The following is a 13,657-nucleotide window of genomic DNA, read 5'->3' as shown; positions in this document are numbered from 1 at the left end:
GCCCCTATCGGACCAGCGCGGTCGAGAGCACCGGCACCAGGGCGATCAGCACCAGCGCCACGCCCATCACCGCCACGAAGGGCAGCGCGCCGGCGAAGACCGTCTCGATGCCGACGCGCGGATCGGCCAGCGTCGCCTTCACGGTGAAGACCGAGATGCCGAAGGGCGGCGTCAGCAGGCCCATCTCCACGGCGATGATGACGACGATGCCGAAATGGATCAGGTCGAAGCCCATGGCCTGCGCGATGGGCGTGCCGATCGGCACCATGATCAGCAGGATGGAGGTGCTGTCGAGGATCATCCCCATCAGCAGGATGATGACGACGAAGGCGGTGAGGAAGCCATAGGGGCCGAGGCCGAGATGCTCGACCATGTCGCCGATCGCCTGCGGCACGCCGGCCATGGAAAGCATGCGCGAATAGAGCCCCGCGGCGATCAGAAGGAACAGGATGGCAGCGGAGACGAGCCCCGTCTCCTTCAGCACGCGCCAGAACTTCGGCAGGTCGAGCTGCCGGCGGGCGAGTGCGATCAGCAGCGCGCCGCCGGCGCCGACCGCCCCGGCCTCGGTCGGCGTGAAGAAGCCGGAATAGAGACCGCCCAGGATCAATGCGACGAGCAGGAGGATCGGTACCGACTTCTGCGCCATCTCGCCTGTCGTCATCACCTTCTCGGTGACCGAGGGCGCCGGCCCCTCGACGGCCATGATGCGGTTGGGGAAGAAGGTCGCGTAGATCCAGATCATGATCGCGAAGCCGACCGCGATGATGATGCCGGGAATGACCCCGGCGATGAACATCGATCCGATCGAGACCTCGGCCAGCACGCCGTAGACGATCATCAGCAGCGAAGGCGGGATCAGCATGCCGAGGATGGAGGACCCCGCCACGGTGCCGGCCGCGAAGCGCATGGTGTAGCCGTGGCGCACCATCTCCGGCACCGCGACCTTGGTGAACACCGCGGCGGAGGCGATGGACACGCCGGTCACGGCGGCAAAGACAGCGTTCGCGCCGACCGTCGCCATGCCGAGTCCGCCGCGGATTCGTCGCAGCAAGGCCGCCGCGACCTCGAAGGTGTCGCGCCCGACATTGGATACGCTGACCAGCAGCCCCATGAGCACGAACAGCGGGATGGTCGCGAAGAGATAGTCCTGGATGCCCGAATAGGTGGACATCGCGGTGAAGCGGAAGGCGAGTTCGGGATTCTCGCGGATCAGCCAGACGCCGACGGCCCCGGTCGAGATCAGGGTGATGCCGATCGGCAGGCCGAGGATGATCAGCGCCACCATCACGCCGATCAGCGTGAAGCCCAGGGTCACGTCTTCCATCGGGGTCAGCCTTGCCGGGGCGCGCCGAAGCGCCGGATCTCGAGGAACAGGAGGGATGCATAGGCCAGCGCCCCGGCGGCGCCGCCCAGCACGATGAGGGCCCGGAAGGGCCAGGTCGGAACGGTGAAGAGGCCCTGCACGCCAAAGAACTCATGGCGCTCGAGGCTGTTCAGCACGCCCGGCCAGGCCGATTGCGCGACGAAGGCCATGACCGCCGCGCCCGTGAGATAGAACAGCGCCTCGATCGCGCGGCCGAGCGCGGGCGCGCGCGCAAGGATGCGCTCGATCAGGAAGTCCGCGCGCGTCATGCGGCGGTGGTAGATGGTCGCGCCGATCTGCAGGAAGACGATGCCGACCACGGAATGGGCGGCGATCTCCGCCACGCCCGTGATGGGCGCGTTGAGGAAGGACCGCCCGATCACGTCGGCGCAGATCAGCACCATCAGCCCGAAGGTCCAGATCGTCCCGACGGCCGCGAGGCCGTCGAGCAGCAGTCGGACCGGGTCGAAGGGCTGGGGCTTCTCCGCGGCGTCGAGCGCCGCCATGTCGATGTCATCGGCCATAGCGGCGCTCCGTCAGGATCAGGCGGCGACTTCGCGGTCCCAGTTGCGCCCCGGCGTCTGGCCGGCGGCACGGATCGCCGCGAAATAGGCGTTCAGCACGTCGCGCGCCGCGGGCCCGGAACTGTCGACCCAGGTGCGCGCGATGTTCGGCAGGCCACGGATCCAGCGCTCGCGCTCGGCAGCCGGCAGCGTGCTGATGATCGCACCCTTCTGAACCATCTCGGCCTCGGAGGCCGCGACGCGGGCGGTGACGTCCTCGATGTGCTTCTGGGTCGAGATCTTGCCCGCGGCGGTGAGCGCGTTGCGCACCGGTTCCGGATAGCGGCCGTAGCGCTGGCGGTTCACCGCGATGCCGCCGACATACATCGCGCCGACGTCGCACTTGGTGATGTACTTCGCGACCTCATAGACGCGGGTCGGCAGGATGCCGACGAAGAAGGACAGCGCGCCTTCCGACACGCCGGTCTGAATGTCGGTATAGTAGGTGGTCAGCGCGCCGTCGACCGGCGTCGCGCCCGTGCCCGTCAGCCAGTTCGCCGAGGTGCCGGGCGCGGAGATCTTGCGGTTGCGCAGGTCGTCCAGCGAACGGACCGGGAAGGTCGACCAGATGTGGTAGGTGTCGGTGATGAAGGAGGAGAGCGGGATCATGTTGAGGCTCTCCCAGTTCTGCCGGATGGCGGGGACAGTCTCGTTCATGCGCTCGAAGGTATTCGCCACCAGGCCATGGTCGCCGGTCGCGAAAGGCGTGAAGTAGGTGACGTTCTGGAGCGGCATGGTGCTGCCTTCCCAGAGCGTGCCGACATAGCCGATGTCGGTGATGTTGTCGCGCACCGCCTCCATCGTGTCCTGGAAGCGGTACAGCGTGCCGCCATAGGCCTCGCGCCAGTTGATGCGGTGCGTGTTGCCGTTGTCGCGGAGGAACTTCTCCACCTCCGGCTGGAACACGTTCTTCATGTTCGACACCCAGTAGTTCTGCACCGGGTGGGAGGAGGCGATGGTGATGTTCACCGCCGACTGCGCCTGCGCGCGGATGGCGAAGAGCGGCAAGGTCGCGGTGCCGAGCAGCAGGCTGCGGCGAGGTGCGGTCATGGCTTGGACTCTCCCTGGGGTCTTGTTTCAGATGGTGCCCAGCGCGCGCAGGATGCTCGCCGGGGTGAAGGGCTGTGCCGTCACGATACCGCCAAGCGGGCGAAGCGCATCATTGATCGCGTTCATCAGGGCGCCCGGGGCGCCGGCGGTACCGGCCTCCCCCGCGCCCTTGGCGCCGAGCAGGCTTTCCCGGGTCGGCGTCTCGACATGGCCGACATGGATCTCGGGCATCTCGGCGGCCATGGGCACGAGGTAGTCGGCCATGGTGGTGGTCAGCAGGTTGCCCTGGTCGTCATAGACGCAATGCTCGTAAAGCGCGCCGCCCAGCCCCTGGACGATGCCGCCGCGCACCTGCTCGTCCACCAGCAGCGGGTTGATCACCCGGCCGCAATCCTCGACGCACCAATGCTCGAGCACTTTGACCATGCCCGTCGCGACGTCGACCTCGACCCAGCAGGCCTGGATGCCGTTGGTGAAGGCGAAGGGGTATTCCTTGGTGATGAAGTGCCGCGTCTGGACGAATTCGCGCGGCAGGTCCTTGGGCAGGGTGTCGCCGCGGAAATAGACGATGCGGCCGATCTCACTCAGGCTGATGCGCTGCGCGCCGGTCGCCTTGTCCACCACCTCGCCGAGGACGATGTCGAGGCTCGCGGGGTTCGCCTGCAGCATCGTGCCGGCGACGGTCAGCAACTGCTCCTTCAGCGCGATAGCCGATTGCAGCGCAGCCTCGCCGCCGATGCCCGCGCCACGGCAGGCCCAGGTGCCGCCGCCATAGGGCGTAGCCTGGGTGTCGCCGGTGATGACGCGAACCTTGCCGACCGGCACGCCGACGCCATGGGCGACGATCTGGGCGAGGATCGCCTCGGTTCCCTGCCCCTGCTCCGTCACGCCGGAGGCGACGACGACCGACCCGTCCGGGTCCATCCGCACCGTGGCGCCATCCTGCGCCGAGATCCGCGCGCCGCCGATGCCGTACATGAAGGGCGAGGGATTGGTCAGCTCGATGAAGGCCGCGATGCCGAGCCCGCGATGCACGCCACGCGCGCGGGCCTCCGCCTGGTCGGCGCGGATGCGCTCGACCGGCACCATCTCCAGCAGCTTCTTCAGCGAGGCGTGGTGCGACAGCCCCTCGAACTTCATCCCCGCCGGCGAAGTGAAGGGATAGGCGTCGTCACGCACGAGATTCCGCCGGCGCATCTCGATCGGGTCCATGCCGATCGCCTGCGCCGCGAGGTCCACCAGCCCTTCCGTCACCGCCGTCGCGATCGGGTGGCCCACCGCGCGGTACTGGCAGGTCGGCACCTTGTTCTGCAGCACGACCGTGGTGGTGCAGCGGTAGTTCGCGAAGTCGTAGGGCCCGCCGCAGAGGTTCACCACCTGGTTGCCCTCGATGGCGCTGGTCCGCGGATAGACCGAATAGGGCCCGATGCCCGTCAGGTCGTCGATGTCGAAGCCGAGGATCTTGCCGTCCGCATCGACCGCGATGCGGCCCTTGATCCGGTGATCGCGGGCGTGGATGTCGGAGGCGAAGGCCTCGAAGCGGTCGGCGACGAACTTCACCGGCCGGCCGAGGATGCGCGACATCGCCGCGACCGCGACCTCGTCCGGATAGACATGCACCTTGATGCCGAAGGACCCGCCGACATCCTTGCAGATGACGCGGACCTGGCTCTCCTCCATGCGCAGCTGCTTGGCGAAGACGTTCTGCATCATGTGCGGCGCCTGGGTCGACTGATGGACCGTCAGCGTGCCGTCCGCACGGTTGTAGTCGGCGATGATCGAGCGCGGCTCCAGCGTGACGCCGGTGTGCCGGCCGGTGACGAAGGTCGCCTCCACCACCTTGTGCGCGGCGGCGAAGGCGGCATCGACGTCGCCCTGCACCGCGGTGCGCTGGAAGACCAGGTTGTCGCCGAGCTCGGTATGGATGACGGTCGCGCCGGGCGCGAGCGCCGTCTCCATGTCGACCTGGGCGGGCAGCGGGTCGAACTCGACGCGCAGCGCTGCGACGCCATCCTCGGCCGCGGCGCGGCTGTCCGCGACCACGGCGACGATCGGCTCGCCCTGCCAGGTCGCGCGATCGAGCGGCAGCGGGTGCTGCGGCGCAGACTTCATGCCCTTGAGGTGCGCGAGAACCGCCACCCAGGGATCGCAGACCTTCGCGAGGTCCTGCCCGGTGAAGACGCGCACGACGCCGGGCACCTGCATCGCCGCGGTGGCATCGACCGAGACGATGCGCGCATGGGCGTGCGGGCTGCGCAGGAAGGCCGCATGGACCATGCGCGGCAGCACCACGTCGTCCGTATAGGTCGCGCGGCCCTGCACCAGCTTCGGCACATTCGGCCGCGGCACCGAGCGGCCGATGTAGGAATTCGGCAGGTCCTCGCGCGACAGGCCGATGCTGTCGGGGGTCGGGATGTCGTTCATCGCGCGGCCTCCTGGCGGGACTTCAGCGTCTGTTCGACGGCGTCGACGATGGCCTGGTAGCCGGTGCAGCGGCAGTAGTTGCCCGAGAGGTGCTCGCGGATCTCCTCGCGGCTCGCCCCGGGGTGGTGGCGCAGGATGTCGGCCGCGGCCATCACCATCCCCGGCGAGCAGAAGCCGCATTGCGCCGCGTTGCGCGCGACGAAGGCGTCCTGCAGGTCGGCGACCTCCCCGGTGTCCGTCAGGCCCTCGATGGTGGTGACCTCGGCGCCGTCCAGGCTCGCGGCCAGCACCAGGCAGCCACGGACGATCTCGCCGTCCACGCGCACCGTGCAGGCGCCGCAGACGCCGTGCTCGCAGCCGGCATGGGAGCCGGTGAGGCCGAGGTCGAGCCGGAGGAAGTCGATCAGGTGGCGCCGCGCCTCGACGCTGCGCGTCACGCGCTCCCCGTTCACCGTCAGGGTGATGTCCACGCGCGCGCTCATGCGGCGATCTCCGAGGCAGGCAGGAAACGGCCGAGGGCGCGCTGCGTCAGCACGCGGGCCAGGTGGCGCTTCATCTCCGGCGGGCCGTGCATGTCGGCGGGCGGGTCAAGGTCCTCGGCCAGCGCCATCTGCGCCGCGCCGATGGCCGCGTGGTCCAGCACCCGACCGGCCAGCGCGGCGCCGGCCTTCGCGGCCAGCACCGGCCCGCTGCCGACGCCGAAGAAGACCAGCCGCGGCGCCGCGACCGTGCCGGCGGCATCGAGCGACAGGCAGGCCGCGAGCCCCGCCATGGCGTAGTCGCCGGACCGGCGCGCGACCTCGACGATGGCGCAGCGGGTCGCGGCCGTCGCTGAGGGCAGTTCCACAGCGGCGATGATCTCGCCGGGCTCGAGCGCCGTCTGCAGCAGGCCGGTGAAGAAGTCCTCGGCAGCGACACGGCGTTCGCCGCGCGCCGAGGCGAGCACGATCGTCGCGCCCAGCGCCACGACGCAGGCAGGGAGTTCGGCCGCCGGGTCGGCATAGGCCAGGCTGCCGCCGATGGTCCCGCGGTTGCGGATGGCGGGATGGGCGATCAGCGGCACCGCCTCGGCCAGAAGGGGCGCGTGCTGGCGCACCAGCGGGTCGCGGCCGAGCTCGGCATGGCGCGTCAGCGCGCCGATTCGCAGCACGCCGCCCTGCGCGCCGATGCCGCGCAGCGCCGCGATGCGGGTGATGTCGATCAGGACCTTGGGGTCGGACAGCCGGAAGGCGAGCGTCGCGAGCAGCGTCTGCCCGCCGGCCAGCACCTGCGCCGAGCCGCCATGCGCGGCCTGCGCAGTCCACAGGTCTTCGAGGCTCGTGGCGCGCACGTAGCCTATCGCCGGCCACTTCATCCGGACCATTCCCCCTGCTGCGCGCACCCCCGGCGGGACGCGCTTGTTGATCGTTTGATCACCTAAGGGCATGATCGTGTCAAGCAGTCGTGATGAAGGAAGGCTTCCCTTGGACGGCAACGCCCTGCCGGTGCGGCGTCGGCTCGACCCCGAGGAGCGGCGCGAGCAGATCCTCAACGCCGCCGTGGCCTGGTTCGCGGAGGTCGGCTTCGCCGGCACCACGCGCGACCTGGCGCGCCGGGCCGGCGTGACGCAGGCGCTGCTCTACAAGTATTTCGCGAGCAAGGCGGACCTGACCGAGGCGGTGTTCGAGCGCGTCTATCTCGGCCGGCTCGACCCGCAATGGCTCTATGACATCCGCGACCGCGGCAAGCCGATCCAGGGCCGGCTGACCCGCTTCTACCGGCAGTACACCGGCGCGATCTTCACCTATGAGTGGATGCGGATCTTCATGTGGGCGGGCCTCGCGGGGGATGCGCTGAACCGGCGCTACCTCGGCCATGTCGCGGACCGGCTGCTCGCCCCGCTCGCCGAGGAGATCGGCGCCGCGCATGGCGGGCAGCAGCCGGCGATGGAGGACATGTGGAACCTCCATGGCGGGATCGTCTACATCGGCATCCGCCGCTTCATCTATCACCTGCCGACGCCCGACGACCCCGCCGCGGCAATCGAGGCGGCGATCGCGCGCTTCCTGGGCGGGCTGCCGGGCGCGGCTTGATCTCGGGCAAGCGCATCGCCGCGCGAATCGTCAGAATGCGCGCATGACCGCCGTGACCGCCTGACGATGCGCCGCTACCTCCTGCTCGCTTGGGTGCTCGCCGGGCTCGTCGCCGGCGGCGCCGCGCTGCTGGCCGGCCAGGGCGAGGCCGCGCGCTGGATCTGGTCCACCGCCGCGCTGCCGGTCGCAGCCCATGTCGGCATCGGGCTCGTGGGCTCGCTGCTGGGCGGGCGGATCGGCGTGGATGCGGTGGCCCTCGCGGCGATCCTCGGCGCCGTGCTGCTGGACGAATCCGCCGCGGCCGCGGTGATCGGCCTGATGGTCGCCGGCGGCGAGGCGCTGGAAGCCTGGGCCGAGGGGCGCGCCACCCGGGCGCTCACCGACCTCGTCGCGCGCGCGCCGCGCCACGCCGCGCGCTTGAACGGCGAGGGCGTCGAGGAGATCGACGCCGCCGCCATCCGCCCCGGCGACCGGCTGCTGGTCCGCCCTGGCGAGACGGTCGCCGCCGACGGCCTGCTCGAGGATGCCGCCGCCACGCTCGACGAGAGCATGCTGACCGGCGAGCCCCTGCCCGTCACCTTCCACCACGGCGCCGCGCTGCGCAGCGGCGGGGTGAATGCCGGCGCCGCCTTCCGCATGCGTGCGACCCAGGATGCCGAGCGCAGCGCCTATGCCGCCATCCTGCGGCTGACCGAGCAGGCGGCGGCATCGCGCGCGCCGCTCGCGCGGCTCGCCGACCAATGGGCCTTCGGCTTCGTGGTCTTCACCGGGGTATTGGCGGCGGGCGCCTGGCTCGTCACCGGCGATCCGCTGCGCGCCCTCGCCGTGCTGGTCGTCGCCACGCCCTGCCCCTTGATCCTGGCGGCGCCGGTCGCACTCGTCGCCGGCATCGGCCGGGCGGCGCGGCGCGGCATCGTCGTGAAGGGCGGCGGGGCGCTGGAACGGCTCGCGCGCGTGCGCACCGTGCTGTTCGACAAGACCGGCACGCTCACGCCGGGGCGGCCGCGGCTCGCGGCGCTCGATGCCGATCCGGCGATCGGGCGAGAGGCGGCGCTGCGGCTTGCCGGGGCGATCGCGCAGGGCTCGACGCATCCGGTCTCGGCCGCGCTGGTCGCGGCGGCGACGGCGCGCGGCATGGTCCTGCCGGTGCCCGAGACGGTCGCCGAAGTGGCCGGCGGCGGCGTGACCGGCATGGTCGAGGGCCACACGCTGCTGCTCGGCGCCGAGGGCTTCCTGCACGCCGCCGGCATCGACCCGCAGGCGGGCTTCGGCGTCGCGGCGCAGGTGGCCGCGGCAGCGGGATCGGTCGCGTGGCTCGCGATGGACGGACGCGTCGTCGCCGCCTTCGTGATGGCCGACGGCGTGCGGCAGGAAGCGCCGCGCGCGGTGCGGCGGCTGCGTGCGCTCGGCGTGCAGCGCATTGTCCTGGTCACCGGGGATCGGGCGGCAGCCGGGGCCTCGCTGGGCCGCGCCCTGCGGCTGGACGAAGTGTTCTCGGGCCAGGCGCCGGCCGACAAGATCGCCGTGGTCCGCAGCGAGGCCGCCGCCGCGCCGACCGCCATGGTCGGCGACGGGGTGAACGACGCGCCGGCGCTCGCCGCGGCCGATGTCGGCATCGCCATGGGTGCCGCGGGCACCGCGGCGGCTGCGGAGGCCGGCGACGTGGTGCTGCTGGTCGACCGCGTTGATCGCGCGGCAGAGGCCATCGCCATCGCGCGCCGGTCGCGCCGCGTGGCGTTGCAGGCGATCGCACTCGGCATGGGCATGTCGGGCATCGCCATGGGCTTCGCCGCGGCGGGGTGGCTGGCGCCGCTCGCCGGCGCGCTGGTGCAGGAGGCGATCGACGTCTTCGCCATCCTCTACGCCCTCGGCGCGTTGCGGCCGGGGCCGGAGGAACAGGCGCCGCATGCCCTGCCGGCCGAGGCGGGGCTGGTGGAGCGCCACGAGGAACATGCCGGCCTGCGTCGCCTGGCCGAGGCGCTGCGCGAAGGCGCCGAGGCGATCGGACCGGCGCCCGACTGCCTGCCGGCCCTCGCCGCGCTGGAACGGCGCCTGCGCAGCGAGGTGCTGCCGCACCAGCAGGAGGAGGAGCGCGCGCTCTACCCCGAGGCCGCGCGGCGGCTCGGCGGGCGCGACCCGATGGCGCCGCTGATCCGCATGCATGCGGAGATCGAGGCACTGACCGAACGCATCGCGACGCTGCTGCGCCTGGCCGAGCACAATGGCGCCTGGGGCGGGATCTCGGCCGAGCTGCGCCGCACCCTGTTCGCGCTGGAGGCGCTGCTGCGCCTGCACCTGACGGTCGAGGAGGAGATGCTCGCGGAGTTGCAGGGCCCGCAGGCCGGCGACTAGAGCCGCCGGCGATAGAGCGCGATCAGCCGTTCCCAGTGCCGCTCGGCGGCGGGCTTGTCGTAGCACCAGCGCGATGGAAAGGCGAAGCCGTGGTGGACGGCGGGATGGACTTCCAGTTCGCCCGCCGCGCCCGAGGCCTCGAACAGCCGGCGCAGCTCGTCGACCATGGGAAGCGGCGCAAGCTCGTCATGCTCGGCGCAGGAGATGTAGAGCTCCGCGCGCCCCTTCCCCAGGGTGAGGTGGGGGCTCTCCTCGGCGTCGCTCACGATCCAGGTTCCGTAAAAAGACGCGGCAGCGGCGACGCGGCCCGGGTAGCGCGCGGCGGCGGCCAGCGCGTAGGGGCCGCTCATGCAGTAACCATGCACGCCGATGGCACCGGGCGACGCAATGCCGCTGCGGTCGAGGAAGGCGATCATCGCCGCGACATCCTCCATCACCGGCGGGATGGTCATCTTCGTGCGGATGGCGCGCATGCGGTCGCGCTCGGGGTCGCCCTGCGTCATCACGCCGGGGCCGAACTTCGTGTCGCGGCCGGCGCGGTAATAGAGGTTCGGCAGCAGCACGCAGTAGCCCGCGGTCGCGAGGCGCCGGGCCATGTCGTGCAGTTCCTCCCGGATGCCGGGCGCGTCCATCAGCATCAGCACGGCCGGGTGCGGGCCGTCGCGCTCGGGGCGGACGATGAAGGTCTCCATCGCCCCGTCGCGGGTGGGGATGTCCTCGGTGGTCTCGATCATGGGCGGTTCCTCTTTCCGACGAGGCTAGACCCGGGCTGGACGGATGGCGATGGCCGCAGGAACATCCCGCCCACTGCAACGGAGGACGCCCGAGCATGAAGCTCGCCTACTCGCCCAACAGCCCCTATGTCCGGAAGTGCCACGCCGCGGCGATCAAGCGCGGCATCGACGGGAAGATCGAATACTGGACCGTCCCGACCACGGACCCTGCGCTGGCCGCCATCAACCCGCTGTCGAAGGTGCCGACCTTCGTCACGGATGAAGGCCAGGTGCTCTACGACAGCCCGGTCATCTGCGAATACCTCGACAGCGTGGGCGATGCGCCGAAGCTGATCCCGCCGCCGGGCCCGGCGCGCTGGAAGGCACTGACGCTCGCCGCCCTCGGCGACGGCATCCTGGATGCGACGCAGCCCCGCCGGCGCGAGGTCGCGCTGCCGCAGGATGAAGGCCGCAAGACCTACATTGTCCAGCAGCAGGCCAAGGTGACGCGCGCGCTGGACGTGCTGGAGGCGGAGGCCGAGACCCTCGGCAACCTCGACACGATCGGGGAGATCGCGGTGGCCTGCGCGCTCGGCTACCTCGACTTCCGCTACCCGCACGAGCCCTGGCGGCCGGGCCATCCGAAGCTCGAGGCCTGGTACGCCCGCGTCGCGGCCCTGCCGCCGATGGCCAAGACCGTTCCGCCGGGCTGAATGATCGTCCGAACGAGCATTTTCACCCGATCAGGCGCATCCGCCTGATCGGGGTCTGCCCTAGGCCCAGGGACCTTCCAGCGCGGCGCGCGTCTCGGCCACACCTTCCGCCCAGATGCGCGCCATGTCGGCGTCGGGCTTCTGCCAGGCGCCGCCATAGCTGCCGTCGCCGAGGATCTCCCGCACGCGCCCCGGCGGCGCGGCCTTCATCAACGCCATATCGACCGGCGGCTTGGTGCCCTCGGGCGCCGGCGCATGGGCGAGGCGCGTCCAGGGGAAGTTCTCCATCCAGTTGCCGTGGCTGCCGGAGGTGTCGACCGTCATCGCCGCCGCCCAGGTGCGCGGCGCGTTGTACCAGTTGTGGAACCTGATCGAGAGGCGCGGATCCTCGGCCATGATCTCCTGCGCCAGGGCGCCCACCGGCGCATTCCCGCCATGCCCGTTGACGATGAGAATCCGCCGGAAACCCGACCGCGCGACCGAGGCGATCAGGTCCCGCGCAACGGCGAGCAGCGTCTCGACGCGCAGCGAGACGCTGCCGGGAAAGGCCGCGAAGTAAGGTGCGAGGCCGAAGGGCATCGCCGGATAGACCGGCACGCCGAGCGGCTCGGCCGCCTCCACCGCCACACGTTCGGCGAGGATCGCATCGACGCAGAGCGACAGGCCCGCATGCTGCTCCGTGCTGCCGAAGGGCAGCACGCAGCGGTCATCGCGCGTGAGGTAGGCCTCGATATCGGCCCAGTTGCAGTCGGCGATCCTCATCGCGAGTCAGATCCCGCGCGCGTCACCGCGCGACCGGCGCCACGTCCCAGGCGTAGGTTTCCTCGTCGCTGCGCCCGACGCGCAGCGTGGCGCGGTCGCGACGCGTCGCCCAGGCCGAACCCACCGCGGCGATCGGGATCACCACGCGGTCGGCGGTGAACAGCGCGCCGACCTGCTGCAGCAACTCGCGCCGCCTCGCGTCGTCGAGCTCGACATTCGCCGCCTCGATCAGCCGGTCGACCTCGGGGTTCGCATAGCCGTTCCAGTTGAAGGCTCCGAGGCGGAGCTCGCGGTTGTTCGAATGCGCATTCGCCGCATAGTAGTAGTTCGCCTCGCCCGTCAGCGTGCCCCAGCCGGCCATGATATTGGACAGCTCGCCGCGCGCGCGGGCGGGGAAGATGACGGCGGCGGGCTGGCCGGCGGCCTGCACCTCGATGCCGATGCGCGCGAGCATCTGCGCCATGGAGGTACCGACGCCGTTGTCGCCGGGCAGACGGTTGTTGGTGAAGTTCAGCACCATGCGGAAGCCGTTGGGGTAACCGGCCTCGGTCAGCAACTGCCGGGCGCGGGCCACGTTCGGCGCCGGGATCTGGATGGCCGGGTTGAAGCCGAAGATGTTGGGCGTGACCATCTGGCTCTGCGGCGTGCCCATGCCTTCCATCGCGACCTCGGCCAGCGCGCGGCGGTCGATGGCCAGGTCGATCGCCTCCCGCACGCGCGGGTCGCGATAGGGATTGGCGGCGAGGCGCGAGCCGTCGCGCGCCGTCACCTGCGGCGTCGTCTCCCGCTGGTCGAGGGCAAGGTTGAAGACATAGACCGTCTCGGCCTTGGTCACCGCCAGGGTGCGCTCACGCTCGAGCGTCGGCACATCGGCCGCCGGCACGCGGACGATCATGTCCACCTGGCCGGTGCGCAGCTGCGCGACGCGCGCGGCGGGGTTGGAGATCTCCCGCCGGACATGCCGCGCCCAGGCCGGGCGGGCGCCCCAGTAGCCGTCATTGCGCTCGACGGTGAACTGCTCGCGCGGCGTCCAGGACCCGAAGCGGTAGGGGCCGGTGCCGATGGCCGCGCGGCCGCTGTTGAAGGCCTCGTTCGACGTCTCCGGCGTCAGGCCGGCGGTGGCGCGGGCCGAGACGACGAACAGCCGGATGAAGTCGTTGGGCAGGGTCGGCGCCGGGCCATCGGTGACGACGCGCAGCGTGTGCGGATCGACGATCTGCACCTCCCGCACGCGGCGCACGTAGATGCTGGTCGGATTCGGGCCCGTGAGCGTCTGCATGCGGCGGATCGAGGCGGCGACGTCCTCGGCCGTCATGTCCGACCCGTCGTGGAACTTCACCCCGCGGCGCAGGCGGAATTCCCAGGTCGTGGGGTTCACGATGGTCCAGGATTCCGCGAGGCCCGGTTCGATCTGCAGCTGGTCGCCCGAATGGGTCAGGGTGTCGAAGACGTGCTTCAGCGCCTCGGCATGGGTGCCCGTGGCGGTGAAATGCGGGTCGATGCTCTCGGGGCCCGCGATGACGCCCATGGTGAGCGTCTGGGCGGAGGCCGCGCCGGCGGTCAACGCGGCCACGGCCACGGAAGCGAGGGCGAGGCGTCGGATGGCACTCGTCATGTTCTTGGTCTCCGGGGGAAGCGTCCTGTG

General features: G+C 71.0%; 12 protein-coding genes. 3 read left to right on the top strand and 9 right to left on the bottom strand.

The genetic code is table 11. The features are described from left to right. Positions 1-4: 4 nt before the first annotated feature. The 6 genes from GWK15_RS16700 to GWK15_RS16675 are packed head-to-tail and all read right to left on the bottom strand — an operon-like array spanning position 5 to position 6,754. Positions 5-1,324 carry a TRAP transporter large permease gene (locus GWK15_RS16700; RefSeq protein ID WP_168042478.1) on the bottom strand — a complete coding sequence of 440 codons (1,320 nt, stop codon included), beginning with the start codon at positions 1,322-1,324 and terminating at the stop codon, positions 5-7. 5 nt (positions 1,325-1,329) lie between these two features. Then, on the bottom strand, positions 1,330-1,887 hold the full coding sequence (locus tag GWK15_RS16695) for a TRAP transporter small permease subunit (protein ID WP_168042477.1): 558 nt from the start codon (positions 1,885-1,887) through the stop codon (positions 1,330-1,332). Positions 1,888-1,905: 18 nt separating this feature from the next. Further along, positions 1,906-2,976, bottom strand: coding sequence for a C4-dicarboxylate TRAP transporter substrate-binding protein (locus GWK15_RS16690; protein WP_168042476.1), 1,071 nt, complete (start codon positions 2,974-2,976; stop codon positions 1,906-1,908). A gap of 27 nt (positions 2,977-3,003) precedes the next feature. Beyond that, a complete protein-coding gene (locus GWK15_RS16685) occupies positions 3,004-5,400 on the bottom strand; it encodes a xanthine dehydrogenase family protein molybdopterin-binding subunit (protein WP_168042475.1) in 2,397 nt (798 codons plus the stop codon). Next, positions 5,397-5,882 (bottom strand): (2Fe-2S)-binding protein, encoded by a 486-nt coding sequence (locus GWK15_RS16680; protein WP_168042474.1) that lies wholly within the window; start codon positions 5,880-5,882, stop codon positions 5,397-5,399. The genes GWK15_RS16685 and GWK15_RS16680 overlap by 4 nt, the downstream gene beginning before the upstream one ends. After that, a complete protein-coding gene (locus tag GWK15_RS16675; protein WP_168042473.1) occupies positions 5,879-6,754 on the bottom strand; it encodes an FAD binding domain-containing protein in 876 nt (291 codons plus the stop codon). The genes GWK15_RS16680 and GWK15_RS16675 overlap by 4 nt, the downstream gene beginning before the upstream one ends. 109 nt (positions 6,755-6,863) lie before the next feature. Here GWK15_RS16675 and GWK15_RS16670 point away from each other — a divergent pair, with 109 nt between their 5' ends. Both GWK15_RS16670 and GWK15_RS16665 read left to right on the top strand, forming a co-directional pair. Further along, positions 6,864-7,472 carry a TetR/AcrR family transcriptional regulator gene (locus GWK15_RS16670; RefSeq protein ID WP_209442243.1) on the top strand — a complete coding sequence of 203 codons (609 nt, stop codon included), beginning with the start codon at positions 6,864-6,866 and terminating at the stop codon, positions 7,470-7,472. A 66-nt stretch (positions 7,473-7,538) separates the two neighbouring features. Continuing rightward, positions 7,539-9,824: a heavy metal translocating P-type ATPase gene (locus GWK15_RS16665; protein WP_168042471.1), complete on the top strand. Its 2,286-nt coding sequence runs from the start codon at positions 7,539-7,541 to the stop codon at positions 9,822-9,824. Here GWK15_RS16665 and GWK15_RS16660 read toward each other — a convergent pair. Further along, positions 9,821-10,558 carry a dienelactone hydrolase family protein gene (locus GWK15_RS16660; protein ID WP_168042470.1) on the bottom strand — a complete coding sequence of 246 codons (738 nt, stop codon included), beginning with the start codon at positions 10,556-10,558 and terminating at the stop codon, positions 9,821-9,823. The genes GWK15_RS16665 and GWK15_RS16660 overlap by 4 nt on opposite strands. Before the next feature lie 95 nt (positions 10,559-10,653). On the opposite strand from GWK15_RS16660, the gene GWK15_RS16655 reads away from it, so the two are divergent. Beyond that, positions 10,654-11,250: a glutathione S-transferase N-terminal domain-containing protein gene (locus GWK15_RS16655; protein WP_168042469.1), complete on the top strand. Its 597-nt coding sequence runs from the start codon at positions 10,654-10,656 to the stop codon at positions 11,248-11,250. Positions 11,251-11,310: 60 nt separating this feature from the next. Here the strand turns inward: GWK15_RS16655 and GWK15_RS16650 are convergent, their stop codons facing one another. Next, a complete protein-coding gene (locus tag GWK15_RS16650) occupies positions 11,311-12,012 on the bottom strand; it encodes a creatininase family protein (RefSeq protein WP_168042468.1) in 702 nt (233 codons plus the stop codon). A gap of 22 nt (positions 12,013-12,034) precedes the next feature. Next, on the bottom strand, positions 12,035-13,627 hold the full coding sequence (locus GWK15_RS16645) for an ABC transporter substrate-binding protein (protein WP_168042467.1): 1,593 nt from the start codon (positions 13,625-13,627) through the stop codon (positions 12,035-12,037). Positions 13,628-13,657: the final 30 nt, after the last annotated feature.

Source organism: Neoroseomonas oryzicola (genome assembly GCF_012163135.1).
In the GTDB taxonomy this organism is placed as follows: Bacteria; Pseudomonadota; Alphaproteobacteria; order Acetobacterales; family Acetobacteraceae; genus Neoroseomonas; species Neoroseomonas oryzicola.
This window is presented reverse-complemented; position numbering and strand designations above follow the sequence as displayed.

Coding starts and splice junctions, on each gene's coding strand:
- GWK15_RS16645 (WP_168042467.1), bottom strand. CDS start 13,627: ATGACGAGTGCCATCCGACGCCTCGCCCTCGCTTCCGTGGCCGTGGCC.
- GWK15_RS16650 (WP_168042468.1), bottom strand. CDS start 12,012: ATGAGGATCGCCGACTGCAACTGGGCCGATATCGAGGCCTACCTCACG.
- GWK15_RS16680 (WP_168042474.1), bottom strand. CDS start 5,882: ATGAGCGCGCGCGTGGACATCACCCTGACGGTGAACGGGGAGCGCGTG.
- GWK15_RS16655 (WP_168042469.1), top strand. CDS start 10,654: ATGAAGCTCGCCTACTCGCCCAACAGCCCCTATGTCCGGAAGTGCCAC.
- GWK15_RS16660 (WP_168042470.1), bottom strand. CDS start 10,558: ATGATCGAGACCACCGAGGACATCCCCACCCGCGACGGGGCGATGGAG.
- GWK15_RS16685 (WP_168042475.1), bottom strand. CDS start 5,400: ATGAACGACATCCCGACCCCCGACAGCATCGGCCTGTCGCGCGAGGAC.
- GWK15_RS16695 (WP_168042477.1), bottom strand. CDS start 1,887: ATGGCCGATGACATCGACATGGCGGCGCTCGACGCCGCGGAGAAGCCC.
- GWK15_RS16665 (WP_168042471.1), top strand. CDS start 7,539: ATGCGCCGCTACCTCCTGCTCGCTTGGGTGCTCGCCGGGCTCGTCGCC.
- GWK15_RS16675 (WP_168042473.1), bottom strand. CDS start 6,754: ATGAAGTGGCCGGCGATAGGCTACGTGCGCGCCACGAGCCTCGAAGAC.
- GWK15_RS16700 (WP_168042478.1), bottom strand. CDS start 1,324: ATGGAAGACGTGACCCTGGGCTTCACGCTGATCGGCGTGATGGTGGCG.
- GWK15_RS16690 (WP_168042476.1), bottom strand. CDS start 2,976: ATGACCGCACCTCGCCGCAGCCTGCTGCTCGGCACCGCGACCTTGCCG.